This is a genomic window from Microbacterium sp. CGR2, assembly GCF_003626735.1.
GTDB lineage: Bacteria > Actinomycetota > Actinomycetes > Actinomycetales > Microbacteriaceae > Microbacterium.
In genome coordinates, this window is sequence record NZ_RBHX01000001.1 from 1,828,838 (window position 1) to 1,854,481 (window position 25,644).

25 protein-coding genes are annotated in these 25,644 nt (G+C 68.9%); 17 read left to right on the plus strand and 8 right to left on the minus strand.

The annotated features are described in order from the left end of the window. The first annotated feature begins 45 nt into the window (after positions 1–45). The 4 genes from D7252_RS09365 to ccsB are packed head-to-tail and all read left to right on the plus strand — an operon-like array spanning position 46 to position 4,299. Complete coding sequence (locus tag D7252_RS09365; RefSeq protein ID WP_259461077.1) at positions 46–714, plus strand: TlpA disulfide reductase family protein; 669 nt, start codon at positions 46–48, stop codon at positions 712–714. Between the two features lie 13 nt (positions 715–727). Next, entirely contained in the window at positions 728–1,519 is a 792-nt protein-coding gene (locus D7252_RS09370) for a cytochrome c biogenesis CcdA family protein (RefSeq protein ID WP_120775146.1), read from the plus strand. Continuing rightward, positions 1,500–3,317, plus strand: a complete 1,818-nt coding sequence (locus D7252_RS09375; RefSeq protein WP_120775147.1) for a cytochrome c biogenesis protein ResB — start codon at positions 1,500–1,502, stop codon at positions 3,315–3,317. The genes D7252_RS09370 and D7252_RS09375 overlap by 20 nt, the downstream gene beginning before the upstream one ends. Positions 3,318–3,321: 4 nt before the next feature. Next, positions 3,322–4,299, plus strand: a complete 978-nt coding sequence (gene ccsB / locus D7252_RS09380) for a c-type cytochrome biogenesis protein CcsB (protein WP_120775148.1) — start codon at positions 3,322–3,324, stop codon at positions 4,297–4,299. 22 nt (positions 4,300–4,321) lie between these two features. Here ccsB and D7252_RS09385 read toward each other — a convergent pair whose 3' ends face one another. From D7252_RS09385 to D7252_RS09395, 3 genes are all read right to left on the minus strand, one after another. Further along, entirely contained in the window at positions 4,322–4,918 is a 597-nt protein-coding gene (locus tag D7252_RS09385) for a 2'-5' RNA ligase family protein (RefSeq protein WP_251050676.1), read from the minus strand. Between the two features lie 63 nt (positions 4,919–4,981). After that, positions 4,982–6,952: a YhgE/Pip family protein gene (locus D7252_RS09390; protein WP_120775149.1), complete on the minus strand. Its 1,971-nt coding sequence runs from the start codon at positions 6,950–6,952 to the stop codon at positions 4,982–4,984. Continuing rightward, complete coding sequence (locus tag D7252_RS09395) at positions 6,949–9,720, minus strand: efflux RND transporter permease subunit (protein WP_120775150.1); 2,772 nt, start codon at positions 9,718–9,720, stop codon at positions 6,949–6,951. Before D7252_RS09395 ends, D7252_RS09390 begins: the two co-directional genes overlap by 4 nt. A gap of 121 nt (positions 9,721–9,841) precedes the next feature. On the opposite strand from D7252_RS09395, the gene D7252_RS09400 reads away from it, so the two are divergent. Further along, complete coding sequence (locus tag D7252_RS09400; RefSeq protein WP_120775151.1) at positions 9,842–10,465, plus strand: TetR/AcrR family transcriptional regulator; 624 nt, start codon at positions 9,842–9,844, stop codon at positions 10,463–10,465. A 6-nt stretch (positions 10,466–10,471) separates the two neighbouring features. Here the strand turns inward: D7252_RS09400 and D7252_RS09405 are convergent, their stop codons facing one another. After that, the gene (locus tag D7252_RS09405; RefSeq protein WP_120775152.1) at positions 10,472–11,449 is read right to left on the minus strand and encodes an o-succinylbenzoate synthase; all 978 of its coding nucleotides are present in this window, start codon (positions 11,447–11,449) and stop codon (positions 10,472–10,474) included. Between the two features lie 141 nt (positions 11,450–11,590). On the opposite strand from D7252_RS09405, the gene D7252_RS09410 reads away from it, so the two are divergent. Genes D7252_RS09410 through D7252_RS09435 form a run of 6 tightly spaced genes read left to right on the plus strand, consistent with a single transcriptional unit; the run spans position 11,591 to position 16,970 of the window. Further along, a complete protein-coding gene (locus tag D7252_RS09410) occupies positions 11,591–11,923 on the plus strand; it encodes a PadR family transcriptional regulator (RefSeq protein ID WP_120775153.1) in 333 nt (110 codons plus the stop codon). A 1-nt stretch (position 11,924) separates the two neighbouring features. Continuing rightward, complete coding sequence (locus D7252_RS09415) at positions 11,925–12,923, plus strand: permease prefix domain 1-containing protein (RefSeq protein ID WP_120775154.1); 999 nt, start codon at positions 11,925–11,927, stop codon at positions 12,921–12,923. A 9-nt stretch (positions 12,924–12,932) separates the two neighbouring features. Further along, positions 12,933–13,871 carry a 1,4-dihydroxy-2-naphthoyl-CoA synthase gene (locus tag D7252_RS09420; RefSeq protein WP_120775155.1) on the plus strand — a complete coding sequence of 313 codons (939 nt, stop codon included), beginning with the start codon at positions 12,933–12,935 and terminating at the stop codon, positions 13,869–13,871. Positions 13,872–13,888: 17 nt separating this feature from the next. Continuing rightward, positions 13,889–15,049, plus strand: coding sequence for an AMP-binding protein (locus tag D7252_RS09425; RefSeq protein ID WP_120775156.1), 1,161 nt, complete (start codon positions 13,889–13,891; stop codon positions 15,047–15,049). Between the two features lie 28 nt (positions 15,050–15,077). Further along, positions 15,078–16,175: an AAA family ATPase gene (locus D7252_RS09430; protein ID WP_120775157.1), complete on the plus strand. Its 1,098-nt coding sequence runs from the start codon at positions 15,078–15,080 to the stop codon at positions 16,173–16,175. 3 nt (positions 16,176–16,178) lie between these two features. Then, positions 16,179–16,970: a class I SAM-dependent methyltransferase gene (locus tag D7252_RS09435; protein WP_120775158.1), complete on the plus strand. Its 792-nt coding sequence runs from the start codon at positions 16,179–16,181 to the stop codon at positions 16,968–16,970. Between the two features lie 33 nt (positions 16,971–17,003). On the opposite strand, the gene D7252_RS09440 is transcribed toward D7252_RS09435, so the two are convergent. After that, complete coding sequence (locus D7252_RS09440; protein ID WP_120775159.1) at positions 17,004–17,855, minus strand: hypothetical protein; 852 nt, start codon at positions 17,853–17,855, stop codon at positions 17,004–17,006. A 121-nt stretch (positions 17,856–17,976) separates the two neighbouring features. Between D7252_RS09440 and D7252_RS09445 the strand changes: the two genes are divergently transcribed. The 6 genes from D7252_RS09445 (at position 17,977) to D7252_RS09470 (ending at position 23,542) form a co-directional block, all read left to right on the plus strand. Beyond that, positions 17,977–19,185: a sensor histidine kinase gene (locus D7252_RS09445; RefSeq protein ID WP_120775160.1), complete on the plus strand. Its 1,209-nt coding sequence runs from the start codon at positions 17,977–17,979 to the stop codon at positions 19,183–19,185. Next, on the plus strand, positions 19,182–19,817 hold the full coding sequence (locus tag D7252_RS09450; protein WP_120775161.1) for a response regulator transcription factor: 636 nt from the start codon (positions 19,182–19,184) through the stop codon (positions 19,815–19,817). The genes D7252_RS09445 and D7252_RS09450 overlap by 4 nt, the downstream gene beginning before the upstream one ends. A gap of 93 nt (positions 19,818–19,910) precedes the next feature. Then, positions 19,911–20,672 carry an ABC transporter ATP-binding protein gene (locus D7252_RS09455; protein ID WP_120775162.1) on the plus strand — a complete coding sequence of 254 codons (762 nt, stop codon included), beginning with the start codon at positions 19,911–19,913 and terminating at the stop codon, positions 20,670–20,672. Next, positions 20,669–22,129: an FtsX family ABC transporter permease gene (locus tag D7252_RS09460; protein WP_120775163.1), complete on the plus strand. Its 1,461-nt coding sequence runs from the start codon at positions 20,669–20,671 to the stop codon at positions 22,127–22,129. Before D7252_RS09455 ends, D7252_RS09460 begins: the two co-directional genes overlap by 4 nt. Before the next feature lie 18 nt (positions 22,130–22,147). Beyond that, positions 22,148–22,816 carry a 2-phosphosulfolactate phosphatase gene (locus D7252_RS09465; RefSeq protein ID WP_120775164.1) on the plus strand — a complete coding sequence of 223 codons (669 nt, stop codon included), beginning with the start codon at positions 22,148–22,150 and terminating at the stop codon, positions 22,814–22,816. A gap of 276 nt (positions 22,817–23,092) precedes the next feature. Further along, positions 23,093–23,542, plus strand: coding sequence for a DUF3054 domain-containing protein (locus tag D7252_RS09470; RefSeq protein WP_120775165.1), 450 nt, complete (start codon positions 23,093–23,095; stop codon positions 23,540–23,542). Positions 23,543–23,549: 7 nt separating this feature from the next. On the opposite strand, the gene D7252_RS09475 is transcribed toward D7252_RS09470, so the two are convergent. The 3 genes from D7252_RS09475 to D7252_RS09485 all read right to left on the minus strand — a co-directional run bounded on the left by D7252_RS09475 (position 23,550) and on the right by D7252_RS09485 (position 25,637). Beyond that, the gene (locus D7252_RS09475) at positions 23,550–24,038 is read right to left on the minus strand and encodes a SprT-like domain-containing protein (RefSeq protein WP_120775166.1); all 489 of its coding nucleotides are present in this window, start codon (positions 24,036–24,038) and stop codon (positions 23,550–23,552) included. Between the two features lie 46 nt (positions 24,039–24,084). Next, a complete protein-coding gene (locus D7252_RS09480; protein ID WP_120775167.1) occupies positions 24,085–24,612 on the minus strand; it encodes a hypothetical protein in 528 nt (175 codons plus the stop codon). A gap of 164 nt (positions 24,613–24,776) precedes the next feature. Next, the gene (locus D7252_RS09485) at positions 24,777–25,637 is read right to left on the minus strand and encodes a spermidine synthase (protein ID WP_120775168.1); all 861 of its coding nucleotides are present in this window, start codon (positions 25,635–25,637) and stop codon (positions 24,777–24,779) included. Between the last annotated feature and the right edge of the window lie 7 nt (positions 25,638–25,644).

Here is a 25,644-nt window from a genome sequence, read left to right on the forward strand (position 1 = left end):
GATCGTCCGGCCGACGCATAGGAATCCGCACGTAAACTGGGGATCGTGCCACTTGCCAGCCTGGTCCCCGAGCCCGTCGCAGGGCACCCGACTCGCAGCGACCGCCGCACCCGCACCCGCCGTTCCCGACGCGCGGGCGTCGCCGCGCTCGCCGCAGTACTCGCCATCGGTCTGAGCGCCTGCGCGTCCGATCCGGTCAGCGAATCGTTCCTCAACGGGGAGAACACCGGCTACGTGGCCGCTGATGGGGCGATCGTCGAGATCGCCGAATCCGACCGCGGGGAGCCGGTCGAGTTCGGCGGTGTCACCGAGACCGGCGAGACGTTCGACAGCGCTGACATCGCGGGGCAGGTCACCGTCGTCAACTTCTGGTACGCCGGCTGTGCTCCGTGCCGACTCGAAGCGGACGCGCTCGAAGACGTCTGGCAGGAGTACGAGGGCGAGGGCGTCTCGTTCATCGGCATCAACACGCGCGACCAGGCCGACACCGCGATCACATCCAGCAAGGACTGGGGCGTCACCTACCCCAGCCTGATCGACGTGAACACGGCCGAAGCGAAGCTCGCGTTCGCCGAGGTGACCCCGATCGCCGCCACGCCCACCACGCTCGTCCTCGACAAGCAGGGGCGCGTCGCCGCTCGCATCATCGGGCCCATCGACGGAACGTCGATCCTGTCGACGCTCGTCAAGGACGCTCTCGCGGAGTCCTCATGATCGCCGAAGCGCTGTGAACCCCGAAGCGATCATCGGATCCGGCGCCCTCTGGCTCGCGATCCCCGTCGCCATGCTCGCGGGTCTGGTGTCGTTCCTCTCTCCGTGCGTGCTGCCGCTCGTCCCGGGGTATCTCGGCTTCATCGGCGGTGCGGTGACGCCGCGCGGTGGCTCGGCTGCCCCACGAGCGCAGCGAGACGGAGCATCGTCGTCCGGGACCGATACGCCCGCGCGTGGCAGGCTCGTGCTGGGGGTGCTGCTGTTCATCCTCGGGTTCAGCGTCGTCTTCGTCGCCCTGACCGCTCTGGGCGGTGCCGCGAGCGTGTTCCTCATCCAGTGGGGTGAGCTGATCACGCGCATCCTCGGTGTCGTCATCATCCTGATGGGCCTCGTGTTCCTCGGCCTGTTCGGCTTCGCGCAGCGCGAGTTCCGCTTCCACGTCGACTCGAAGTACGGCATCATCGGCGCTCCGTTGCTGGGTGTCGCCCTGGGCATCGGGTGGGCGCCCTGCCTCGGGCCGACGCTCACCGCGATCTTCGCCCTCTCTTTCAACTCCGGCGACCCGGTGCGCGCCGGCGCACTCGGCCTCGCCTACTCCCTCGGCCTGGGCGTCCCGTTCCTGCTCGTCGCGCTCGGCTTCGGATGGGCGACGAAGACGATCGGGTTCCTGCGCCGCCACATCCGCGTCGTGAACGTCATCGGTGGCGTGCTGCTCATCGTTGTCGGCATCCTCATGGTGACCGGATTGTGGACTGAGATCATGTCTCGGCTGACGGCGGTGATGGGCAGTGTCATCCTCCCGCTCTGACGATCCCGCGACGAAGACCGATGCCACGACCAACAAGGATGCTGTGAACAGCGACGCCAGCGACCCCCTCCGCCCGTCCGACCACGTCGACGGCGACGACTCGATCACTCAGCCGCGCCTCGGCCTCGTGGGATGGCTGCGATGGGGGTGGCGTCAGCTCACGTCGATGCGGACCGCGCTGGTCCTGCTGCTCGTGCTCGCGATCGCGGCCATCCCGGGGTCGATCTTCCCGCAACGGATGGCCGACCCGAACGGCGTCACCCAGTGGGAGCGCGACAACCCCGACCTCTTCCCGGTGCTCGACGCGCTCAAACTGTTCGACGTGTACCTGTCGCCGTGGTTCTCGGCGATCTACCTGCTGCTGTTCGCCTCGCTCGTCGGCTGTGTCATCCCACGCATCAAACATCACGCCAAGGCGCTGCGCGCACGGCCGCCGCGCACTCCCGCGCGACTGCAGCGACTCGAGGACTATCGCGCCGTGGTGCGGGAGCCGGCGAATCCGTCGGCCGTGCAGGATGCTGAAGCTGCGGCATCCGCATCGATCGATGTCGCGACGAAGCAGCTGAAGGCCCTCGGGTATCGCGTCGAGCGCTACGACCGTGGTCGGGCGTTCTCGGTGTCGGCCGAGCGCGGCTACTGGCGCGAGACCGGCAACCTGCTCTTCCACCTGGCGCTCGTGGGTGTGCTGATCACCGTCGGCATCGGTGGCGGGTTCTCCTACACGGGCCAGCGTGTGCTGGTCGAGGGGGAGACGTTCGCGAACACGCTCGTCGACTACGACTCGATGAACCGCGGGCGTTTCGTCGGCGATGACGCTCTCGCGCCCTATTCGATGCGCCTCGACTCCTTCGACGTGTCGTATCAGCCGTTCGGCGAACCGGGGTCCGGTCAAGCCGGCGACTTCTCCGCCAACGTCACGGTGCAGGAGAACGGCGACGAGCGCACGGGTGCGGTGAAGGTGAACGAGCCCCTCGCCGTGGCCGACGACGACGTGTTCCTGCTCGGCAACGGTTACGCGCCGACCGTCACGGTGCGCGACGCCGACGGCGACGTGGTCTTCACCAACAGCACACCGTTCCTCCCGCAGGACAACAACATGACTTCGCTCGGCGTCCTGAAGATCCCGGACGGGCTCGCGGAGCAGGTCGGTCTCGTCGGATTCTTCTACCCCACGACCGGTGTGCTCGAATCCGGTGCCTTCTTCTCGGCGTTCGGCGACCTCACGAACCCCACGTTGACGCTCGACGTCTACACGGGCGACCTCGGAATCGACGACGGTGTGCCGCGGTCGGTCTACGTGCTCGACACGACGGGCATGACCAAGCTGACCGGGCGGACCACCGACGTCGAGTCCATCGAACTCACCCCGGGCGAGACCGCCGACCTGCCGAACGGCCTCGGCACGGTCACCTTCGACGATGAGTCTCCGGAGGGCGCCGCCGACGCCTCGGAGTCGGTGAAGCGGTTCGCCTCCCTGCAGATCCACCGCGACGACTCGGGTCCGTGGGTTCTCGCGTTCGCGCTGCTCGCGCTCGGGGGACTGATGATCGCCCTGTTCGTCCCCCGTCGCCGCGTCTGGGTGAAGGCGACCGCCGATGACGGTGCCGTGTCACTCGAGTACGCCGCCCTCGCCCGCGGTGAAGACCCGACCCTCGCGGGCGCCCTGGACGACCTCGTCACCGGGCACACGCGGTTGCTCGACGCGGCGGGCGACACCACCGCACGCACCGCCGACGAAGCCGCCGATTCTGCCGCAGCACCACAGCCGACGGCATCCGAAACCCCGAAAGTAGACTGACACCATGCCCGAGCTCACGGAGATCTCGCCCATCCTGCTGTGGACGGCGATCGCGATCTATGCGGCGGCGTTCGTGGCCTACGCGTTCGATCTCGCGCAGCGCTCGCAGGCCACGGTCGATGCGAAGATCGTCCAGGAGCCTGCCTTCGTCGGCGCCCGCGGCGGGACGCGCGGCGCGTCTGCCGTCGACGCCGCCGGCGCGGGTGCGAAGCCGCAACGCTTCGTGATGGCGCGGGTCGGCACGTCGCTCACCGTGCTGGCGTTCGCCTTCCATCTGGCCGCGACGCTCACCCGCGGATTCGCGGCCGGCCGTGTCCCGTGGGCCAACCTGTACGAGTTCGCGATGACGGGCACGCTGCTCATCGTCGCGGTCTTCCTGATCGTGCTCACGCGCATCGACCTGCGCTTCCTCGGCACCTTCATCACGGGTCTGGTCGTCGTCCTCCTCGGACTCGCCGCGACGAACTTCTACGTCGAGGTCTCGCCGCTGATGGATCCGCTGAAGAGCGTGTGGCTGGTCATCCACGTCTTCGTCGCCTCTCTCGCGACGGCGTTCTTCGCCCTCGCCTTCGCCCTGTCGGTGATCCAGCTCATGCAGTCGCGCCGTGAGCGCCTGATCGGCGAGAACGCGGCGAAGACCGGCCAGGGGTTCCTCCGCACGTTCCCCACCGCCGAGCGTCTCGAGAGCCTGGCCTACCGGTTCACCATCATCGGATTCATCCTCTGGACGTTCACCCTTATCGCCGGGTCCATCTGGGCGTACTACGCGTGGAGCCGCTTCTGGGGCTTCGACGTCAAAGAGACCTGGACGTTCGTGATCTGGGTCATCTACGCGGGGTACATCCACGCCCGTGCCACACGCGGATGGCGCGGTAACCCGTCGGCCTGGCTCGCGATCGTGGGCTTCTCGGCCGTGATCTTCAACTTCACCATCGTGAACGTGTTCTTCAAGGGCCTGCACGCTTACTCCGGCCTGAACTGAGTCCCCGGCGGCATCCTCGATGTCAGGCGCGGGTGCCCAGCGGCAGCACCTCGGCGTGCTCGACGCCGTCCTGATACCAGACCAGTTCCACCTCGTCGATGACCTCGGTGGGCGGGAGCGCCACCGCGCAGCACGCGGCACGTTCGAAGGCCGCCCATTCCGCGGCCGCGAGCGAACTGTCGTAGACGACGGAGAGGTGGAAGGTCCAGTCATCGAGGGTGCGCTCTTCGAGGCGGCGGAGATCCGTCCGTTCCAGGGCTGTCGTCAGGCTGGCGTAGGCCGCGACGAGCGACGGCGTGCGCGCCAGCCGCACGACGAGGATCTGCCACGGCGCGGGGAACGAGTCGATCGCTTCTGCTGACACGGTGATCGGATGCTGCTGGGCCGCCCACTCGGCCAGCAGCGCACCCAGCTTCTCGCGGCGTTCCGGCTCGACGAATCCGCGGAGCGTGACGTGCTCGGTGTGCGGATGCGGGACACCGGCGCCGAGACGGGCGAGGCTGGCGTCCTGAACCTCCCGATACAGCGAAGCCACGGCGGTCGTCGGACGCAGCACCAGGTACTGCTGCCCCGTCAGCGCGTCGATCTGAGCGGGGTCCTGCATGAACGGGCGGCGCATGACGCGAGCGTACGCGGTGGCCGTGCCGCGGCGATAGCCCACCGCAGCGTCACCGTTACGCGGCTACGCCGTGGCGAGTACCGCCTTCGCGGAGGTCGTGCGTCGCAGAGTCACCGCGAGTGTCGTGGCCACGAGCGACAGCACACCCCAGACGACCAGCGCCGCGACGGCGGAACCGTTCGCCTCGATGAGTCCGGCGAAGGCCGGGGCTGTCGGCAGGGCTGCGCCGATGTCAGCAAGCCAGTCGGGCACGGTCGAGATCAGGCCGGTCGCGACGCCGAGGACGCCGACGAGCGCAGCGACCCAGCGTCCGACACCGCCCAGCAGTGCGACGAGTGCCTGATTCACCGCGGCGAACACGATGCCCGCGAGAATGGCCGTCCCGGCGAACGCCCACCAGGCCGGCGCGTCGTACTTGGCGATGATCTGCACGACCAGCGCGACCAGGAGACCCTGGCCCGCCCCGATCAGGGCGGCCGGCGCGAACGCCCGGAGCGTCAGCGCGGCCGAGGAGCGTCGCGAGGTGAGCGTGCGCGCGGTATGCGCCCGCATCACGATGTACGAGGCCAACCCGCCGAACCACAGCACCGCGGCGGCGAGCAGCGGGATCGCGGTCGGACCGAAGATGGTGCCTGCCTGCGAGTTCGTCGAGACGGGGTCGGCGATGACGGAGGCCAGCGACGTCGACTCGTCTTCGCTGAACGAGGGGAGCGAGTCGGATGCCGTGCGCAGACCGCCTGCGAGGTCACCGGTACCGGTCGCGAGGGTGTCCAGGCCGGTGGCGAGTTCTGTGGTCCCGGTCGCCAGCTGGGTGGCGCCGTCGGAGAGCTGGGTCGCTCCCGAGGCCAGGGCCCGAGCGCCGGCCGCCGACTGGTCGATGCCCTCGCTCGCGAGCTGGTTCAGGCCACCCGAGAGCTCTGTGGCTCCGGCACCGGCCTGGGTCATGCTCGAGGCGATGGTCGTGAAAGTGCCGGGAATCGCGGCGAGCCCGGAGGACACCTGGTCGTTGTTGAGGATTCCCGATGCCGTGCCGGCGGACGTCGCGGCGTCTCCCGCCTTCGCGGCGGCAGCGGTAACCTGTTCGCAGAGTGCGGGGTCGGTGGTGGCGGTGTTGCACGAAGCTGCCATGGCGCCGAGCTGCTGTGCCAGTGCGGCGGTCTGATCTGCGGCGGTCCGGGCCGAGGCAGAGCCCTGCTGCACGGTGCCGACGAGCTGGTTCACGCCGCCGACGCTCTGCTGAAGGGTCGACGCTCCGCTGGTGAGCCCTGATCCGATCTCCCCGGCCCCCGCAGCGGCCTCACGCGTGCCGCCGGCGATCGTGTCGAGGCCCGACGCCAGCGACGACGCCCCGGTGCCCAGTTCCCCGGCGCCGGAGGCCAGCTGCGTGGCGCCCTCGGGGATCTCGGCTGCACCGGTGGCAGCATCCCGCGCACCGGTCGCGAGCTGTGCGGCGCCGTCGGCAGCCTCACCGATCTGGTCGCCGATGGTCGTGAAGCCGACGAGGACGTTCTCGGTGGTCGCTTCGGTGAGCATCGTGCCCATGGTCGAGGCGGCGACATCGGCGATCTGGCCGGTGATGAGATCGTCCGCCACGAGTCCGTCTTCGGGAGTGGTCACCATGATGGTGGCCTTCTCCGCTTCGCCCTCCCCGTCGGCGATCGCCTGACCCGCAGAGGTCGCCGCGGCCGAGAACTCCTCCGGGATCGTGATGACGGCCTGGTAGGAGCCGTCGGCGAGGCCGTCGGCGGCATCCTCTTCGTTGGAGATGACCCAGGCGAGATTGGAGTCGAGCTCGTCCGACCCTTCGACCAATCCGGAGGCCAGCTGGCGTCCGAGCGGCGTCACCTGATCGTCGATGGTCACCGGCTCATCGAGGTTGACGATGGCCGCGGTCATCGATTCGAGGCGCTCGGTGGGGTTGTGCAGTGCGGCGACGAGGATGCCGCCGACCGCGGCCGGCAGCAGCAGTACGCCGAGGACGGTCAGCCAGGTGATGGGCTTGCGAGAGCGGGCGCGCTCGATGGGGAGGGTCATGCGGTCACCTCGGTCGATTCTGCGGCGGGTCGGCGCGGAGCGCGCGAGTCGAGAGTGTCTGCGGTCGGCCAGCCGGCCTCCGCGAGAGTGGTGCGTGCCGATGCGGCATCGGATGCGGTCGCGAAAACGGCGAGCGGGCGAGAGGACACAGCATCCCGCAGCATCGCCGTCGCCTGATCCCGCTGGCTTCCGGAGAGACGATCGAGCCCGTCGATCACGACGACCTCCGACGTGCCGCGCAGTGCTTCGGCGAGATCGCCGAGCGCGGCATCCGCATCGTCGACCAGGACGCAGCCGACGTGCGAACGCACCCATGCGGCGCGTCCGGGCAGGAGATGGCCGGCCACGCGCAGGCGCCCGTCGGTCGGAGCGATGCGTCCGGCGATCGTGAGAGCGAGAGCTCGACGGGTGTGGGAGTCGCCACCGGTCGCGATGACGGCGGCGCCGGACGCCAGCCGCACCGACAGTCCCTCGACGACCGGCGCATCCGCGCTGATCACGAGTTCGTCGGCCGCCACCACGGATCCATCGCCGGGCCAGTCGGCCAGGTGACGCTCGCGTTCGACCGCCTCGCCCTCGATGTCGACCCGCGGGAGGATCTTCTCCAGCCAGGTCGGGATCTCCCAGGCGCGTTCGCCGAGGATCGCCATCAGCGCGGGGATCAGCGTCATGCGAACGAGGAAGGCGTCGATCGCGATTCCGGCGGCGAGGCCGAGCGCGATCGGCTTCAGCGAGGAATCACCCTCGGGGACGAACGCGACGAACACCGCGAACATGATGAGACCGGCGGCGGTGACGACCTTCGCCGATCCGGTGAAGCCGCTGCGGATGGCGCGGAGCGCGGCTGCCCGGCGTGTGGCACGGTCCGGGCTCTTCGAGTCGGGGTCGTGCACGAAGTCCTCGCGCATGCGGGAGACGAGGAACACCTGGTAGTCCATGGCCAGCCCGAACAGCACGCCCATGAGCACGATCGGCATGAAGCTGATGATCGGTCCGACCTTCGCGACGTGCAGCAGATCGGCGAACCAGCCCCACTCGAACACCGCGCCGACGATACCGAAGGCGGCCACGATCGACAGCAGGTAGCCGAGCGCCGCGGTGACCGGAACCCAGATCGAGCGGAACACGATCGTCAGCAGGATGAGCGACAGCCCGATCACGAAGATGCCGAAGGGGAGCAGCGCGTTTCCGAGCTGATCGGAGATGTCGATGGCCACGGCCGTGAAACCGGTGACCTTGAGGTCGATGCCGAACTCGTCGAGCCACTCGTCATGGTGCGACCGGAGTTCGCGGACGAGGTCGGCGGTCGCGGGGTCGTCGGGCGCCGTCTCCGGGATGATCTGCACGATGCCGGTGTCGGCCGTCTCGTTGGGCACCGCCAGTGCCACTTCCTCGACGCCGTCGATCTCCGCCACGGCGTCGCCCAGGTCTTCCATCACTCCGAGCGGATCGGTCGAGGTGACGATGGTGCCGGTGAGGATCAGCGGGCCGTTGAAGCCTGGGCCGAACTCCTCGCCGACGAGGTCGTAGCTCTGGCGTGCCTCGGAGTCTTCCGGCAGCACTCCGGCATTGGGGAGCGCGAGGTTGAGGCTGAGGGCCGGGACGGCCACGATCCCGAGACCCAGCACGACAGCGAGCGAGACGAGGACGGGATGCCGGGTGACGCCGTTGACCCATCGGGCGCTGCCCTTCACCCGGGGCCTCACCGAGGTGGCGCCCTTCTTCGGCGCGCGGGCCCGCGGAGGTCGACCCGCGACCCTGCCCTTCATGAAGCCCAGAAGGGCGGGGGTGAGCGTCACGGCGATGGCGACGGCGATGGCGACGGCCACGGAGGCGGCGATGCCCATGGTGGTGAGGAAGGGGATGCCGGCGAAACCGAGCCCGATCAGCGCGATGAGCACGGTGATCCCGGCGAAGACGACGGCGGAACCGGCAGTACCGACGGCGCGGGCGGCGGATTCCTCGGGGTCGACGCCCTCGCGCACCTGGTCCTGATGTCTGGCCATGATGAACAGCGCGTAGTCGATGCCGACGGCGAGTCCCAGCATGAGGGCGAGCAGGGGAGTCGTGGAGGACACCGTGGCGAACGCGGTCGCCGTGAAGATGCCGGCCATCGAGATTCCGACACCGAGGATCGCTGTGAGCAGGGGAAGACCTGCCACGACGAAGGAACGGAAGGTGACGATGAGCACCAGGAGCGCGATCAGGAGCCCGACGGCTTCGGTGATGGTGACGCCGGGGATCGACGTGGCGAAGAGGTCACCGCCGAGGGCCGCCTGCGCTCCTTCGGGGAGTTCGCCGGCGAGGTCATCCACGACGGCGTTGAGTTGATCTTTGGTCTCATCCGAGACATCGGTCGACTGGCCGTCGAACTGCAGTCGCACGATCGCGGCGGTCTCGTCGTCGTTGATCATGCCGTCGACCATCTCGTCGTACGGCGACGTGGCAGCGAGCACCCCGTCGAGGTCGGCGAGTTCGTCGACGGCGCTCTCGATCTGCTCTCGGTAGTCGTCGTCGGTGACCTCATCGCCCGGTGCGGCGACCACGATGAACTGGGCGTTCGTGCCGCTCACCTGGGGGAAGGAGCGGGAGAGCTGCTCTAGGCCGGCTTGCGACTCAGTGCCGGGGATGGAGAACGAGTTGTCGGTGCCTGCGCCCAGGACGAGGGCGCCCGCACCGGCGATGCCGAGGGCGAGGAGCCAGGACACGAGGACCCGCCACGGATGCCGGAACGACCAGCGGCCAAGCGAAGACAGGAGAGTGGACACGCGTTCCTCCGGAGGATGCCGAGTGGATACACAGGTGTATCCAATACATAGATGTATCGTATGGGGGACGGCGTGCCAGAGTCTGTGTGCCGGGTGGGAAAAGAAGGGCCAGGATGTATCGATGACGACGCCAGCGACCCGCAGCCGTGAGAACACTCGCGCCCGTCTGCTCGATGCGGCGACACAGTTCTTCGCCGAAGTCGGGCTCGACGGTGCATCGGTGGAAGCCGTCTGCGAACGCGCCGGCTTCACCCGAGGCGCCTTCTACTCCAACTTCGAGTCGAAGGACGAACTGTTCCTCGAACTGGCCGGCAGCGTCTCGGAGGTGCGCCTCAACGCCGTGCGGACGCGCGTGGATGAGATGACCGCCGATGGCGCCCTGGCGGACGGCTGCGACCCCGTCGTGCTCGTCAAGCAGATCATGGACCTCGGCGGCGACGACCGCCTCGGCGTCATGCTGATGAGCGAGATCCGGATCCGGGCACTGCGCGACGAGCAGTTCGGCGCGGCCTACCTCGCGCAGGAGCGGGAGATGGTCGACAGCATCGCCCACATCATCGACGACATCGTCGCCGCGGGTCGCTTCGAGTTGCGCCTCCCTGCAGAGGCCGCGGCGGGCATGCTGATGATCGTGTGGGAGGGCATGACCGTCCGTGGCGCGATGGCCGGGCAGGATGCTGCCCAGCTGCGTCACGCCGGCAGCGAAGAACTCGGACGATTGGTGCAGTTGCTCATCGCCGAATGAGCAGGGTCAGTCGGACGCGAGCACCCGGTGGCATCGCTCGAGGCGCTCGAGCCACCAGTCCCGACGATCCCCGGATGCCGCCAGGCGGGTGAGGGCGGCAGCGTCCGGGGTCACGCGGCCGACAGGGATGGACCCGTCGACCGGCCGCAGATCGGCGACGTCATCCAGGAACAGGGACGCCGTGCCCAGGCCGCAGTCGTAATCGAGGTTCGGCAGAGCCGCGGCGAGGGCCGCACCCTGCGAGAGGCCGACTGCGGTGTCGAGCGCGCTGGAGACCACGACCGGGAGCCCCGCTGCCGTCACGATCTGCAGGGCATGCGTCACGCCTCCGAGTGGCTGTGCTTTGATGACGAGCAGGTCGGCGGCACGCGCGCGGGCGACGGCCAGGGGGTCGGAGGACTTGCGCACGCTCTCGTCGGCGGCGACCGGGATGCCCATGTACTTCACCCGTTTGCGAAGATCCGCGAGCTCGGGCACGGTCGCGCAGGGCTGCTCCACGTACTCGAGGTCGAATTCGTTCAAAGCGTGCACCGCATGCTCTGCCTCATCGACGTTCCACATTCCGTTCGCGTCGACACGGATGCGCCCCTCCGGCCCCATCGCCTCGCGGATCGCACGCACCCGCGCGACGTCGTCCTCGAGGGTCTGACCGGGCTCGGCGACCTTCACCTTGGCCGTCCGGCAGCCGGCGAATCGCGCGAGAACGTCCGCCACTCGCGCTGCATCGACCGCCGGGACCGTGGCATTCACTCGGATGCGATCGCGCAGGGGGGCCGGCTGCGGCTGAAACGCGAAGTCGATGGCGGCGGCGAGCCAGGTCGCGGCCTCAGCATCCGCGTACTCGATGAAGGGGGAGAATTCGGCCCACCCCTGCGGCCCCTCGAACAGCAGTGCCTCGCGGGTGTCGACGCCGCGGAAACGCGTGTGCATAGGCAGGGTGACGACTCGGGCGGATGCGGTGAGGTCTGCGAGCGGCGGGAGCATGTCCTCACCCTACGGCCGCTCCTGTGGGCCGTGTGGTGACCTCGCGGAGGAACGGTCCATCGCGGCGGCCACGATTGGTAGGTGGCTGCCACAAGTACGTGTGATTGACAATGGTGTGTGACGCACAGTAATGTGAGGGACATGAACGAGACCCTCGACACGCACCTGCAGGAGTTGCGGCGCGGCACCATCGTGCTCGCGTGCCTGCAGCTGCTGCGCACGGCGGGCTACGGCTACCAGCTTCTCGAAGAGCTCGAACGCCGCGGCTTCGCCACGGATGCGAACACCTTGTACCCGCTGCTGCGCCGACTCGAGAAGCAGGAGTACCTCACGAGCGAGTGGAACACCGACGAGGCCAGGCCCCGCAAGTTCTACCGCACCTCGGACGCCGGCATCCGCCTCGCCGACACCCTCACCCAGGAATGGCTCGCGCTCACCGACGCGATCGCCTCACTCACTGCACAGGAGAACTGACATGCGTACATCCTTCACCGAGCGGTACATCGCTCAAACCGTCAAGAGCCTGCCCCCGGCGGCGCAGAACGATGTTCGCGACGAGCTCGAGGCATCCATCGCGGATGCCGTCGAGGCGCGCATCGACCAGGGCGAGACCCGCGATTCCGCGGAACGCGCCGTGCTCACCGAGCTCGGAGACCCGGGCGTGCTGGCCGCCGGGTATGCCGATCGTCCGCTTCACCTCATCGGGCCGCGCTACTTCCTCGTGTGGTGGCGCCTGCTGAAGATGCTGCTGTGGATCATCCCGCCGATCGCCGCCGCCGGTGTGGGCGTCGCGAAGGTGCTGGAGTTCGCCACCATAGGCGAGACCATCGGTGCGATGGCGGTGGTGAGCATCCAGGTGATCGTCAACCTCGGATTCTGGACCACGCTGGTCTTCGCGATCTTGGAGCGCACCGTCCCGATCCCGGATGCCGCCTGGACCGTCGACCAGTTGCCGGAGACGGTCGAGAATCGTGCCGGGCTGAGCGAGATGATCGGCTCGATCATCTTCCTCATGCTGGCAACGGCGGCGATCCTGTGGGACGCGCTGCGCGGTTTCATCCGCCCGGAGGGAGAAGCACTGCCGATTCTCAATCCGGAGCTGTGGCCGTGGTGGATGACGGCACTGTTCGTGTTGATGGCGGCCGAGCTCCTCCTCGCGATCGGCGTGTATCTGGTCGGCCGATGGAACGTCGCGTTCGCGGTGATCAACACCCTGCTCGCGATCGCCTTCGCCGTCCCCGCGCTCTATCTGCTCGCCTCGGGTCAGCTCGTGAACCCGGATTTCCTGCAGTATCTCGCGACCGACCATGCCGACGACCTCGCGAACGCGAACGCCGGAGCCGCCGAACAGGGAGGCGTCCTGCGCATCATCGGCGTGCTGTTCGGAGCCGTCATCGTGGGAAGTTCTGTGTGGGACATCATCGACGGATGGCGGAAGACCTTCCGCAAACCGACCGTGCGTCGTCACCAATAGGCTGGGGCCATGGTCTCCGATCTGTTCGACCCGGCCGAATGGCAGCTCGCCCCCGGTGCTGAGGGTTACACCGATATCACCGCTCATGTGACCCACGACGGCGGCATCGCGCGCATCGCGTTCAACCGTCCCGAGGTGCGCAACGCGTTCCGACCGCACACCGTCGACGAGTTGTATCGGGCGCTCGACATCGCCCGGCAGGATCCGCACATCGGAGCGGTGTTGCTCACCGGCAACGGACCGAGCCCGAAGGACGGCGGATGGGCGTTCTGCTCCGGAGGCGACCAGCGAATTCGAGGTCGTGACGGCTACAAGTACGAACCGGCCGTCGAGGGAGCGGAGTCGGACTCCCCAGTCGACCCGCGAGCGCAGCGAGACGAAACGTCCGCTCGCGTCGGGCGCCTGCACATCCTCGAGGTCCAACGCCTGATCCGCTTCATGCCCAAGGTCGTCATCGCCGTCGTGCCCGGCTGGGCCGCCGGTGGCGGGCATTCCCTGCACGTGGTCTGCGACCTCACGATCGCCTCCGCCGAAGAGGCGCGCTTCAAGCAGACGGATGCCGACGTCGGAAGCTTCGACGCCGGTTACGGCTCCGCGTACATGGCGCGACAGACCGGTCAGAAGTTCGCCAGGGAGGTCTTCTTCCTCGCCGAGGAGTACTCGGCCCAGCGGGCCTATGAAGCAGGAGCGGTGAATCGCGTGGTTCCGCACGCCGACCTCGAGCGGGAGGCGCTGAAGATGGCACGCACCGTGCTCACCAAGTCGCCCACCGCGATCCGCATGCTCAAGTTCGCCTTCAATGCGGTCGACGACGGACTCGTGGGCCAGCAGGTGTTCGCCGGCGAGGCGACCCGCCTGGCGTACGGCACCGACGAGGCGGTCGAAGGGCGCGACTCGTTCCTTGAGAAGCGCGACGCCGACTGGTCCTCGTTCCCCTGGCACTACTGAAAGATCGCGGCCCGAGCATGACCACGCTGATCCCGACGGATGCCGCAGACCCGCAGCTGTTGCGGGTCGCGCTGCGGCGTGCGCTCGACGGTGGCCCCGCTCTGGGGTTCGGGATGCTGGCGGGGTCATCCGACGTGGTCACCGATGGTGTCGCTGCCGTCATCGCGACGTCGGGATCGAGCGGCATTCCCAAACGGGTCGCGCTGAGCGCGGAGGCCCTGCGTGCGAGCGCGGAGGGGACCGCCGCGCGGATCGGCAGCGGGCGATGGCTGCTCGCGCTCCCGGCCGGCTACGTCGCCGGTCTGCAGGTGATGGTGCGCTCGATCCTCGCCGGCACGGAACCCGCGACGATCGAGGGCCGCTTCTCGCCGGAATCCTTCGCGGAGGCGACGGTGCGCCTGCAACGTGCCCGGAATGGTGGCGAGGGGATCCCCGAACTGTTCACCTCGCTCGTTCCCGTGCAGGTCGCCACGCTGCTCGACGCGGCCCTCGAGAGTGCCGCCGTGCGGTCGTCGCTGCAGGCGTATCGCGCCATCCTGGTCGGCGGCCAGTCGCTGCCGGAGCCTCTTCGGGAGCGCGCGGCCGACCTCGGCGCCCGACTGGTGCGCACCTATGGATCGACGGAGACCAGCGGCGGCTGCGTCTACGACGGCGTACCGCTCGACACCGCGGCCGTGCGCACGGTGAACGGCGAGTTGCACATCGCGGGTCCGATGCTCGCCGAGGGGTACCTGGGCGACGAGCCCCTGACCGCCCGTACTTTCATCCGCGACGAGCACGGCATCCGGTGGTATCGCACCGGTGATCTCGGCCTCGTCGAAGAGGGGATCGTGCGGGTGCACGGCCGGGCAGACAACGTGATCGTGTCGGGTGGGATCAACATCTCCCTCGATCGGGTCGAGCGGGTGGTGCGACAGATTCCCGGCCTCCATCCGGCCGTGGTCATCGGTGTGCAGGACGATCGCTGGGGTGAGGCGTCGGTGATCGTCGCCCCACGGGGAGAGGCGCTGCGGCGCAGCGAGGCGGAACAGCTCGCGCAGGCGAGGGAAGCCGTCGCCGCAGAGCTCGGCGCGCACGCTCGCCCGGCGCGGCTCATCATGGTCGACGAGCTCGAGACGCTGGCATCCGGCAAACCCGACCGGGATGCGATCCGACGCGCTGTCTCCGCACTGCACTGACCGCGGGGCTGATGCCAGACTGAGCGCGATGGACGTGCTGCGGTTGGCGGGAGTGCCCGGAGTGGGCAAGAGCGCAGTGGCGTGGGCGGTCGCTCAGCACCTGGCTCAGGAGGGCGTGCCCCTCGGCTACGTCGACATCGATCAGCTCGGCATGTGTTATCCGGCTCCGCCCGATGATCCTGACCGGTGGGTCATGAAGGAGACCGCGCTCGCTCGACTCGCAGCGCAGTTCCATCGCACGGGAGTCGAGCGGCTCGTCGTGTCGGGTGTCGCCGAACCGATCCTGCCGCCTGCGACCTCGGGCCACCCGACCGTGTCGCTGTGGCTGGACGCCGACGAGGCGACGCGGCGAGAGCGCCTGGCTGCCCGGCGGTGGCCGACGGAACAGCTCGATGCGACGCTGGCCGTGGGAACCGAGGAGGCCCGAACGGCGCACCCGTCATGGACGCGAGTCGACACGGACGGGCGATCGCTCGGAGAGACGGTGCACGCGGTGCTCGAGCTGGCGGCGCCCGTGCCGCGGGCGATTCCGACCGCGGTGTCGGAGGACGACTTCGCGCCCCGCGCCGGCGTGACGGGCCGAGTCATCTGGATCACCGGCCCGAGATGTGCCGGCTCTTCGAGCATCGGTTGGGCGATGGCGAACACCTTGTGGGGCAACGGGCAGCGAGCGGGATTCGTCGATGTCGCGCAGCTGGGGTTCGTCTGGAACGTCGGCCAGGCGATCGCTGTGCGCAACGCCGCGGAAGTGCAGGGGCTGTTCGCAGCGGCCGGCGCGCGCATATTCATCGCCGTCGCACCGTTCGAGATCGAGCCGGACGCGGTCGAAGCCGCGTTCCCGGGTGCGGAGGTGGCATTCATCCGGCTCGACGCCGACGACCGTTCTCGTCGTGATCGCGCCCTTCAGCGGGCACGCGGCGACGGGGGCGCGCTCCTCGCCGGCGATGACCTGATCGGCGCCCCGCCTCCCGTGATCGACGAGGTGGTGGCGGCGGATGCGCGCGAGCGGCCGACGCCTGTACGCCCGGGTGAACGGATCGTCGACACGTCCGGTCTGTCCGTGTCCGAAGTGATGGTGCAGGTGCGCGCGCTCGTCGATCCACGTCGTCGCGCGATGCCAGACTGAAGCATGGCCTCGTACACGCATGGACACCACGAATCCGTCCTCCGGTCGCACAATTCCCGGAACATCGCGAACTCCGCGGAATACCTTCGGCCCCATCTCACGGAGACGACGCGACTCCTCGACGTCGGCGCGGGACCGGGCACCATCACGGCTGACTTCGCAGGCACCGTCGCCCGGGTGACCGCGACCGAGATCGATGAGAACGCCCTGTCGCTGTCGCGCGGTCTCGCTGCAGAGCGCGGCCTCACGAACCTCGACTTCTCGGTCGAAGACGTGCACGCACTGAGCTTCGCGGACGACTCCTTCGACGTCGTCCACGCCCACCAGGTGCTGCAGCACGTCGGCGATCCGGTGCAGGCGCTTCGGGAGATGCGCCGGGTGACAGTCCCCGGCGGGATCGTCTCTGCCCGGGATGCGGACTACGCCGGTTTCCTCTGGTTCCCGGTGGTGCCGGAACTCGACCGTTGGCTGGCCCTGTATCGGCAGGCCGCGCGCGCCAACGGTGGAGAGCCCGATGCCGGGCGCCGCCTGCTGGCGTGGGCGCGGGCCGCGGGCTTCGAGCAGGTCACGGCGACGGCATCCACCTGGTGCTACGCGTCACCGGAAGAGCGCGATTGGTGGGGTGGGATGTGGGCAGATCGCATCCTCGAGTCGGCGCTCGCCCGGCAATTGGTCGATGAGGGGATGGCGACGTCCGCCGATCTGCAGGACATCAGCTCGGCGTGGAAACGCTGGGCCGCCGACGACGACGGCTGGTACCTGGTGCCGCACGGCGAGATCCTCTGCCGCGCCTAGCGTCCGTCCGGCGGGGTCAGGTAACGGACTCCGTCATCGTCGTGATGCCGTAGACCGCGCGGACAGCACCCGCGTGCACCCCCAGCCCATTGCCAGAACTCCGGCGACGACGAGCAGCACTCCGAACAGCCAGGCCGCTTCCTGCCCATCGACGACGCCGTGCGAGATCCCGTCGAGGAACCGGCCCAGATCGCGCGGGAACTCGAGGATGCTTCCGCCGTCGCCGAACACCCAGAGCACGATGCCCAAGATGGTCGCGCCGAGGCCGCAGAACACGAACGCCGCCGTCGTGTCGCGCTTCGCACCCTCCACCTTCTCGATGTGCGAGCCGCTGATCACCACGTCCGGTGCTCGCAAGGACAGGATCGGCAGCGTCACGATCAGACACACGCCCAGCGCGACGCAGGCGCCGACCATCCAACCGGCCAGCGGCACGAGGAGCAGTTGGGACACGATCCCCTCGGACCAGTAGTAGTGGAATCCGCCGTTGTCCGCCTGGGAACTCGCGATCGCCTCGCGCATCCCCGGGAAGATCACGGCGATCGCGAGGATGACGCCGACGGGGACGGCGACCAGGGCAGGAGCGATAAGGCAGGCCGACAACAGGCGCAGGATCACCAGCCCCACGCCCGTCGATCGCCGCAACGCCGGCTCGAACATGCACCACCCGGCATAGACCCCAGGGCCGGCGATCGCCAGGTTTCCCCAGAAGCGGTCTCCGTCGGCATCCGTCACGCTGTCGAAGACACCCCAGGTCGCCGCGGCTATCGAGAGCAGGAGCACCGCGAGGTTCACGCCGGAGAGGAGTCGGCGCAGATCCGAGCGGAGGGCCGTCTCATCGTGCGCTGCTGCTGAGCGGGAATCCGCACCTGAGCCGTCGTTCATCGGTTCTCCTCGATCAGCGGCGACACCCGTCGCGACGACGCCAGGCTATCCGAACCCCAGGCGGGCCGGGATACATCGGCAGACGGATGCTGACGCTCGGGTGCTCGCGTAGCGTGGGGGAGTGATCCGCCCGCTCTCCCGCACGGCGCTCGTCCTCGACATCGTCGGGGCCGGGCTGCTGTTCGTCGTCTTCACGCCGATGTCGATCATCTTCTACGCGCCGGGCGTGGGCGGTGCGGGAGTTCCGGGAGCTGCCGCGGCCGCGGTGGTCCTCGCCGGCGCCCTGATGTTCGGGGGTGTCGCGATCGGCCGCCTGGCTCCCGGACTCGCGCTCGCCGCTGCCTGGGCCGGTGCGGTGGTGCAGATGCTGACCGGGTTCGGACCGCTTCCGATCGATGTGGCGATCCTGCTCGTGCTCTACTCGACTGCCGCGTGGGGGACCAGACGTGTGCTCTGGTGGGGGTTCGCTTCCGCGCTCGTGGGCGGCCTCGTCGCGGCGGTGTACATGGTGACCGTGAACGGCGTCATGCTGGGCAACGGCAGCGGGTGGGATCAGCTCAACGTCGGCGTTCTCCTCCTGGTGGTCTCCGTTCTCGCTCTCGGCTTCGCCTGGGTGTGCGGCCTGCTGTGGCGGGTCGTCCTGCGGGCACGCGCCACTCGGTCGGCGCAGCTCCAGGCCGAGTCCCTCGCCGCCGAAGAGCAGGAGCGCGTGCGCATCGCCCGAGACATGCACGACATCGTCGCGCACTCGTTGGCCGTCGTCATCGCCCAAGCGGACGGCGCCCGGTATGCGGCCGCCGTGCAGCCGGAGATCGCGACGGAGGCGCTCGGCACGATCGCTCAGACTGCGCGCAGCGCCCTGAGCGACGTGCGCCTGCTGCTCACACAACTTCGCCACCGGCAAGGCGATGGTCCACAGCCGACGCTGGCCGACCTGGAGACACTGTTCGCTCAGGTGCGGCAAGCGGGCGTCGAGCCCCGCGTCACCGTCGATCCGATGCCACCGGGGGAACCGCCCGGCGCGATCCAGCTCGCCGTCTACCGCATCCTCCAGGAAGCACTCACCAATGCCATTCGGCACGGCGACGGCACCGTGGATGTGCACCTCGCCTGGCTGGCCGACAGAGTCGACATCGAGGTACGCAACGCCGTGAAAGCAGAGAGAACCGTCGTCCCGGGCGGCCATGGCCTCATCGGCATGCGCGAGCGCGCGCAACTCGTCGGCGGTAGTCTGCAGGCCGAGCAGCAGGGGAGTCAGTTCGTCGTGCAGGGTTCCCTCCCGATCGGCCCATGGACGGTCGCAGAACCCGAAAAGGAAGAGAACCGATGATCAGAGTCGTGCTCGTCGACGACCAAGCACTGTTCCGCGCCGGCATCCGCATGCTCGTCGCATCCCAGCCCGACCTCGATGTCGTGGGAGAAGCGGGCAACGGACGAGAAGCGATCGACGTCATCGGCGCCTCCCAGCCGGACGTGGTGCTCATGGACATCCGGATGCCGGTCATGGACGGGCTCACCGCCACCGCCGAGATCCTCACCCGGCCCGACCCGCCGCGCATCGTCATGCTGACGACCTTTGACCTCGACGAGGCGGCGGCGAGGGCGATCCGGCAAGGCGCGAGCGGCTTCCTCCTGAAGGACGCCGACCCGGAGTTCCTGCTCGCGGCGATCCGAACGGTGCACGCGGGGTCCAGCGTGATCGCGGCATCCGCGACTCGCGACCTCTTCGAGCACTTCGCCGAGGCGCCGAAACCGGTGCCGGCGACCTACGGCTCCCTCACCGACCGCGAGCGCGAGATCTTCGCGCTCGCCGCCCGCGGTCTCTCGAACGCGGAGATCGCCGGTCGGGAGTACCTCAGCGAGGCGACGGTCAAGACGCACATCAGCCGTATCCTCACCAAGCTCGCGCTGCGTGACCGGGTGCAGCTCGTGGTCTTCGCCTTCGAGCACGGCCTGGCCTGAGCGGCATCCGCCGCCGTGGATCATCCTTCCGATGTACACGGATGCGCCGCCGGAGCGACGCGCCGACCGTGGGGCGCGAAATAACGTCGAAGCATGGAGATCACGACCACCGACCTGGGGCTCGCCGCCCGCGTTCAGCACTTGAAGAAGACCTACGGTTCCGGCGAAGGGACCGTCCGTGCACTCGACGATGTCAGCGTCGGAATCCGGCGCGGTCAGTTCACCGCGATCATGGGGCCGTCCGGCTCCGGCAAGTCGACACTCATGCACATCATGGCAGGCCTCGACAGCCCGACCGAGGGGCGCGCGTGGATCGGTGACACCGACATCACGGGTCTCGGCGACCTCGACCTCACGATCCTGCGCCGACGCCGCGTCGGCTTCATCTTCCAGGCGTTCAACCTCGTGCCGACCCTCGACGCACTGGGAAACATCATGCTTCCGTTCGAGCTCGACGGCCGCCGTCCGAGTGCGCTCGAGCGTGCCCGTATCGAAGGACTGATCGACACCCTCGGGCTGGGGTCGCGACTGGCTCACCGCCCTCATCAACTCTCCGGTGGGCAGCAGCAGCGTGTCGCCATCGCCCGCGCACTCGCCACCGCGCCCGACCTCGTCTTCGCGGACGAGCCCACCGGCAATCTCGACTCGCAGACCGGTCGCGAGGTGCTGGGGCTGCTCGCCACGGCCAGCCGCGAGCACGGCCAGTCGATCGCCATGGTCACGCACGACGCCATCGCGGCCAGTCATGCCGATCGGGTGCTCTATCTCGGCGACGGCCGAATCGTCGCCGATCACCCGCGTCAGACCGCGGAGGAGATCTCCGCCTACATGCTCGCTGCGGAGGTGGCAGCGTGACCGCCGTCGCCACGGTCGTTCCGGAGACCACCGCGACCGGACCGCGCTTCACGTGGCTCCGCGATCGGGGTATGGGCGCCAGCGTCCTCGTCGCCGCGCTTTCGGCGGCATTCGGGGTGGTGCTGGTCGAAGCGACCGCGTACATCGGCGCGGTGCTGCAGGCCGACCCGTTCATCGGAGACAGCGGGACGCTCGCGGTCGTCGTCGCGATCCTTTCGGTCCTGCTGACCGCGGTCGCGATGTATGTGGCCGCCATCGTCACCGCGAACACCTTCTCGACCATCATCGCCGGGCGCACGAGGCAGATCGCGTTGATGCGGCTCATCGGCGCCACCGCCCGAGCACAGCGCGCGGAAGTCGGACGCCAGGGCTTCGTGGTCGGCGTGCTCGGCGCCGTCATCGGGCTTCTCATCGGACTGCTCATCGCGGCAGCCGGGGTGCAGATCGGGGCGCAGTTCATCGCCAACGACCCGTCGGACTTCACACTCGCGCAGCCGTTCGTCGCGCTGCCGGCCATCGGAGTCGCGCTCACCACCTGGGCCGCGGCCTGGGCGGGGTCGCGAAGAGTCCTCGCCGTGACGCCCCTCCAGGCCCTCGGCGGGTCGGTCGAGCGGACGCGGGAGGAAGTCTCCGGTAAGCCGGGTCGTCACATCGGAGCGTGGGTGCTGTTGATCTCCGGGGCTGCGCTGCTGGCGGGCGGGGTCGTGCTGGGGCTGCTGACCCCTCTCGGTGTCGTGGTGGCGTTCTTCGGCGGCATCCTCTCTTTCACCGGACTCGCGATCGGCTCGGTGCTGTTCATGCCGCCGGTGCTGCGCCTGGTGGGCCGGATGTTCGGTTCGAGTGCGACGGCGCGTCTCGCCGCCGAGAACGCCCTGCGCTACCCGGAACGTTCCTCGCGGATGGCCATCGGTGTCGTGATGGGCGTGACCCTGGTGACGATGTTCGCGGTCGCGCTGGAATCGGCCAAGCGCCTGATGATGAGTCAGGTCACCGGGGAGGTCCCGGAAGAGTTCTTCGCACCGTTCGACGCGTTCGCCGCGATCATGATGGTGCTGGTCGCGGTGTCTGCGGTGATCGCCGCCGTCGGTCTGGTCAACCTCCTCACGATCGGGGTGGTGCAGCGCCGTCGCGAGCTGGGTCTGCTGCGCGCGATCGGCCTGTCCAACCGGCAGGTGCGACGCATGGTCCTGCTGGAGGCGACGCACATCACTGTCGCAGCGACTCTCACCGGACTGCTGTTGGGCGTCGTCTACGGCTGGATCGCCGCGCAGTCGCTGCTGGGCTCCGTGCCCACCCTGCCGGAGTTCACCCCGGCCGGACTGGTCGCCCCGCAGGTGCCGTGGGTCCCCGTGGTCGCGATCGTGGTGGCGACCGCCGTTCTCACCTTGGTCGCAGCAGCCACCCCGACGCGGCTGGCGACACGAGTGGCCCCGGTCGAGGCGCTCGCGGGCGACTGACAGCTTTAGGCTGGACGGATGCCGTCGCCGTTCGATCAGTCCACGTACCAGGTCCGTCTCGACTGGGGGACCGCCGGCCTCGCTCGGCTGGCCCCGGCCGACATCGTCGTGGTCGTCGACGTGCTGCGGTTCTCTTCGACGGTCGCAGATGCCGTCGCCGCAGGCGTCGCGGTCGACCTGGCGGACGCGCGGGAGTGGTCACGGAACGGGGCGGCTGTCGCGGCGGGCGCTGCGGCCGCTGCCCCAGACGTGGCGGTGTTCGTCGGAGGTCTCCGCAACGCATCGGCGGTCGCACGCGCGGTGCAGCTCGTGCAGGAGCGCAGGCAGGCACGAACCTCGGTCGCGATCATCGCCGCGGGTGAGGCGGATGCTGCGGGGGAGTTGCGGTTCGCCGTCGAGGATCAGCTCGGTGCGGGAGCGATCGTCGCAGCGCTGACCGACCTGGGCATCGACCACACGGCGCCGGATGCCGCCGTCGCGGCCGAGAGCTTCCGCGCTCTCCGTCGTGCACTGCGGCACCTCATCGGCGCGAGCGGCTCCGCGCGCGAGATCGACGCCGGAATCGAGGCCACCGCCCGAATCGCGGCATCCGGCCTGGTGCCGACGTCGACGACGGATGCCGCCGTCCTCGATGCCGTGGAGGTCGTGCCGGTTCTTCACGACGGGTGGTTCACTCGTTTCGAGTGACTCGCTCTCGAGTGCGGGTCTGGGTGCGGATGCAGGGGTGCGGGTGCGGATGCTGCGTTCCGGTCGCAGTTCCTGTCGCTTGCCGGCCGGGGCCGCGGCTCCGGTCGCAGTTCCTGCCGCCTGCGCGAAGATAGAGCGGCAGAAAGTGCGACCTAAGCGGGGGCGGGTGCGGATGCTGCGCCGGAAAACAGGTTCGAGCGGGCTTCCGGCGGTCGGGTGTGGGGACTCTGAGCCTGTCGGAGGGCCCGGCTCCACACAGACCCGTATGGTCGTGGCATGAGGTACCTCCCCGCAGTCATCGTCGACGCCGTTCTCGTACTGATCTTCGCCGCGATCGGGCGCGCATCGCATCAGGAGGATCCGGCCGGTTTCCTGCTCACCGCGTGGCCGTTCCTCGTCGCTCTGGTGCTCGGGCATCTCGTGGCCGCTTTGTTGCCCGGCCGGCCCCGCCGGCCGTGGTCAGTCTCCTGGGGTGCCGTCGTCTGGGTCGTCACGGTGGCCGGTGGCATGCTCGTTCGCGTCGTCAGCGGTGACACCGCAGAGGTGCCGTTCATCATCGTCGCAACTCTGGTGCTCGGGGTGTTCCTCGTCGGCTGGCGTGCGGTCGCCGCCCTGCTGCGTCGACGTCGCAGCGCGCAGTACGGGGACGATCGTCAGCACGACGATGAGAGCGAGGAAGACGCCACGGCATCCGAGTCTCCCGCTTCCCGCGACCCCCGCGAGTGAGCCCGGATCAGCGCGGCGCCTGCGCAGCCAGACGTGCGTCGGCGGTGATCTCTCGCCGGGTCCACGAGAACACGTAGCGAGCGTCGAAGGAGCGCGAGCACCGCGCACAGGAGGTGGGCCGCGTGGGGCGGCGGTGTCGGTAGGTCACGTGACCCGCGGGGCAGCGGCCCACCCACGGGGCGAGCTCGACCGCGGTCTCTCCGTGGTGAGTGGTCCCGCCGACGTACCCGAGGTCGCGGGCGATGCGCTTCCACGCCGGGCCGTGCGCGGCCGCGTGCCCCGCAAGCGCGTGGGCGACCTCGTGCAGAAGCACCTGGTGGATGTCGTCGTCTTCGAAGCGAGCGGCCAAGTATCGCGACACGGTGATCTGCTTCTTCGTGTAGTCGCACAGACCCGCGCGACGCTTCGCATGATCGAATCCGAAGGACCAGCTGTCATCGAGATGCAGCGTGATCAGTGCCTCGCCCCAGACGCGCACACGGTCAAGTTCCGCCATGCGCTCAGATTAGGCCATGCCGCCGACATCGCGGTTCAGGCCGGGATCAGCCGGCGACGAGCTGCGTGGAGCGCCGCCGTTCGGCCGCCTCGATCGCCAGCAGAGCCGTCTCGAGAGCGGCATCCTCGGCGCCCGATTCCCGCCTCAGGAAGAGCGAGCGCTTGAAGCTCTCCCTCGCCGTCTCGAAGTCGCCGGCGTCGTAGGCGTTCTTGCCGTGATGTTGGTGCGCGAACGCCGCGATCGACAACCAGCGCTGCCCCTCTGCTTCGTCGGCGCAGGTCGCGAGCTCCTGCTCGGCGGCGGCATGAGCCCCGCGATACTGCAGGATCGTCGCGTGCAGCACTCGAGCACGCAAGACGTCTTTTCGGGTGCCCGCCATGCGTGCCTGGCGTACCGCTTCGTCGGCGAGCACGAGAGCCTCGTCCAGTCGGCCCAGCACCTTGAGCAGCCACACGCGCTCGAGCAGCGCGGGAAGACTGCGCTGCGATTCGATCTCCGCGAGGCGTGCGGCGCACTCGTCGAGATCGACCACTTCGCGGAGGGTCTCCTGGTCGTATCCCTGGATGAAACTCATTGCTCTCCTTCCGCAGCGTCCCCGTCCAGTCTGCCTGGCTGTTGCGTTCTCGACGAGGCGGCGCGCCCTGGTCGCGGCATCCGATCTGCGGAGGTGGCACGAAAGGTCGCTCGCGCAGCTGCAGTGCGGCGTCTTGCGACCCTGCGGTGCGCGTGCCGCAGAAATCAGCGAAGGAAGATGGAGGCGTCCGGACGGGGGGAGTCCACAGCGTCGGCATCCGTCACGACGCGCGCACCCTGCATGAAGGCGCGTGCTTCGGCGCCCTCCGCGATCTTGGCCGGGTGCGGTCCCGCGGCCAGCAGGCGCGGCAACCACTCGGTGGGCAGCGGTGTGGCGGATGCCGCGATGACGAGGTTTCCGAAGCGACGCCCCTTGAGCACCTGAGTGTCGGCGAGGATGCCGATCTCGGGCAGCACGTCGGCGATGGTCGCCGCCTGGCGCCGGGCGAAGGCGAGCCCAGGGCCGTCGGCGACGTTCACCAGGAGCACACCGCCCGGCGCCAGCAGGCCGGAGAGCTCACGGTAGAACTCGACGCTCGTCAGGTGCGCGGGTGTCTGCGCGCCCGAGTACACATCAGAGACGACGAGGTCGCAGTGGTCCTGCAGGGCGGCCGGAAGACGGCGTACTCCTTCGCGGGCGTCTCCGATGCGGATGCGGATGCCCGCGCCCTTCGGCAGGGGCAGGTGCTCGCGCACGAGGTGCGCCAGCGGCGCTTCGAGCTCGATGACCTGCTGGCGCGATCCCGGCCGCGTCGCCTCGATGTAGCGGGGAATCGTCAGCGCGCCCGCACCGAGGTGAACCGCGGTGAGCGGACCGGGTGCGAGCTGCTCGATGACGGCGCCCATGCGCACGATGTACTCGAAGTGCAGGTGGGTCGGATCGTCGAGGTCGACATGCGACTGCGGAGTGTCATCGACGACGAGTTCGAAACCGGTCGTGAACTCCGACGGCACGATGCGTGCGATGCCCCCGTGGTCGAGCCGGGCCTGGGGATGCTCGGTGTCGCGCGATCGCATCCGGCCCATCACACGA

What these genes read in the sequence shown, in the direction of transcription:
- D7252_RS09465 (WP_120775164.1), top strand. Translation starts at nt 22,148, where the DNA reads ATGCCGTCGCCGTTCGATCAGTCCACGTACCAGGTCCGTCTCGACTGG.
- D7252_RS09385 (WP_251050676.1), bottom strand. Translation starts at nt 4,918, where the DNA reads ATGCGCCGCCCGTTCATGCAGGACCCCGCTCAGATCGACGCGCTGACG.
- D7252_RS09480 (WP_120775167.1), bottom strand. Translation starts at nt 24,612, where the DNA reads ATGAGTTTCATCCAGGGATACGACCAGGAGACCCTCCGCGAAGTGGTC.
- D7252_RS09405 (WP_120775152.1), bottom strand. Translation starts at nt 11,449, where the DNA reads ATGCTCCCGCCGCTCGCAGACCTCACCGCATCCGCCCGAGTCGTCACC.
- D7252_RS09485 (WP_120775168.1), bottom strand. Translation starts at nt 25,637, where the DNA reads ATGGGCCGGATGCGATCGCGCGACACCGAGCATCCCCAGGCCCGGCTC.
- ccsB (WP_120775148.1), top strand. Translation starts at nt 3,322, where the DNA reads ATGCCCGAGCTCACGGAGATCTCGCCCATCCTGCTGTGGACGGCGATC.
- D7252_RS09390 (WP_120775149.1), bottom strand. Translation starts at nt 6,952, where the DNA reads ATGACCCTCCCCATCGAGCGCGCCCGCTCTCGCAAGCCCATCACCTGG.
- D7252_RS09410 (WP_120775153.1), top strand. Translation starts at nt 11,591, where the DNA reads ATGAACGAGACCCTCGACACGCACCTGCAGGAGTTGCGGCGCGGCACC.
- D7252_RS09415 (WP_120775154.1), top strand. Translation starts at nt 11,925, where the DNA reads ATGCGTACATCCTTCACCGAGCGGTACATCGCTCAAACCGTCAAGAGC.
- D7252_RS09450 (WP_120775161.1), top strand. Translation starts at nt 19,182, where the DNA reads ATGATCAGAGTCGTGCTCGTCGACGACCAAGCACTGTTCCGCGCCGGC.
- D7252_RS09430 (WP_120775157.1), top strand. Translation starts at nt 15,078, where the DNA reads ATGGACGTGCTGCGGTTGGCGGGAGTGCCCGGAGTGGGCAAGAGCGCA.
- D7252_RS09470 (WP_120775165.1), top strand. Translation starts at nt 23,093, where the DNA reads ATGAGGTACCTCCCCGCAGTCATCGTCGACGCCGTTCTCGTACTGATC.
- D7252_RS09400 (WP_120775151.1), top strand. Translation starts at nt 9,842, where the DNA reads ATGACGACGCCAGCGACCCGCAGCCGTGAGAACACTCGCGCCCGTCTG.
- D7252_RS09475 (WP_120775166.1), bottom strand. Translation starts at nt 24,038, where the DNA reads ATGGCGGAACTTGACCGTGTGCGCGTCTGGGGCGAGGCACTGATCACG.
- D7252_RS09425 (WP_120775156.1), top strand. Translation starts at nt 13,889, where the DNA reads ATGACCACGCTGATCCCGACGGATGCCGCAGACCCGCAGCTGTTGCGG.
- D7252_RS09435 (WP_120775158.1), top strand. Translation starts at nt 16,179, where the DNA reads ATGGCCTCGTACACGCATGGACACCACGAATCCGTCCTCCGGTCGCAC.
- D7252_RS09420 (WP_120775155.1), top strand. Translation starts at nt 12,933, where the DNA reads ATGGTCTCCGATCTGTTCGACCCGGCCGAATGGCAGCTCGCCCCCGGT.
- D7252_RS09455 (WP_120775162.1), top strand. Translation starts at nt 19,911, where the DNA reads ATGGAGATCACGACCACCGACCTGGGGCTCGCCGCCCGCGTTCAGCAC.
- D7252_RS09440 (WP_120775159.1), bottom strand. Translation starts at nt 17,855, where the DNA reads ATGAACGACGGCTCAGGTGCGGATTCCCGCTCAGCAGCAGCGCACGAT.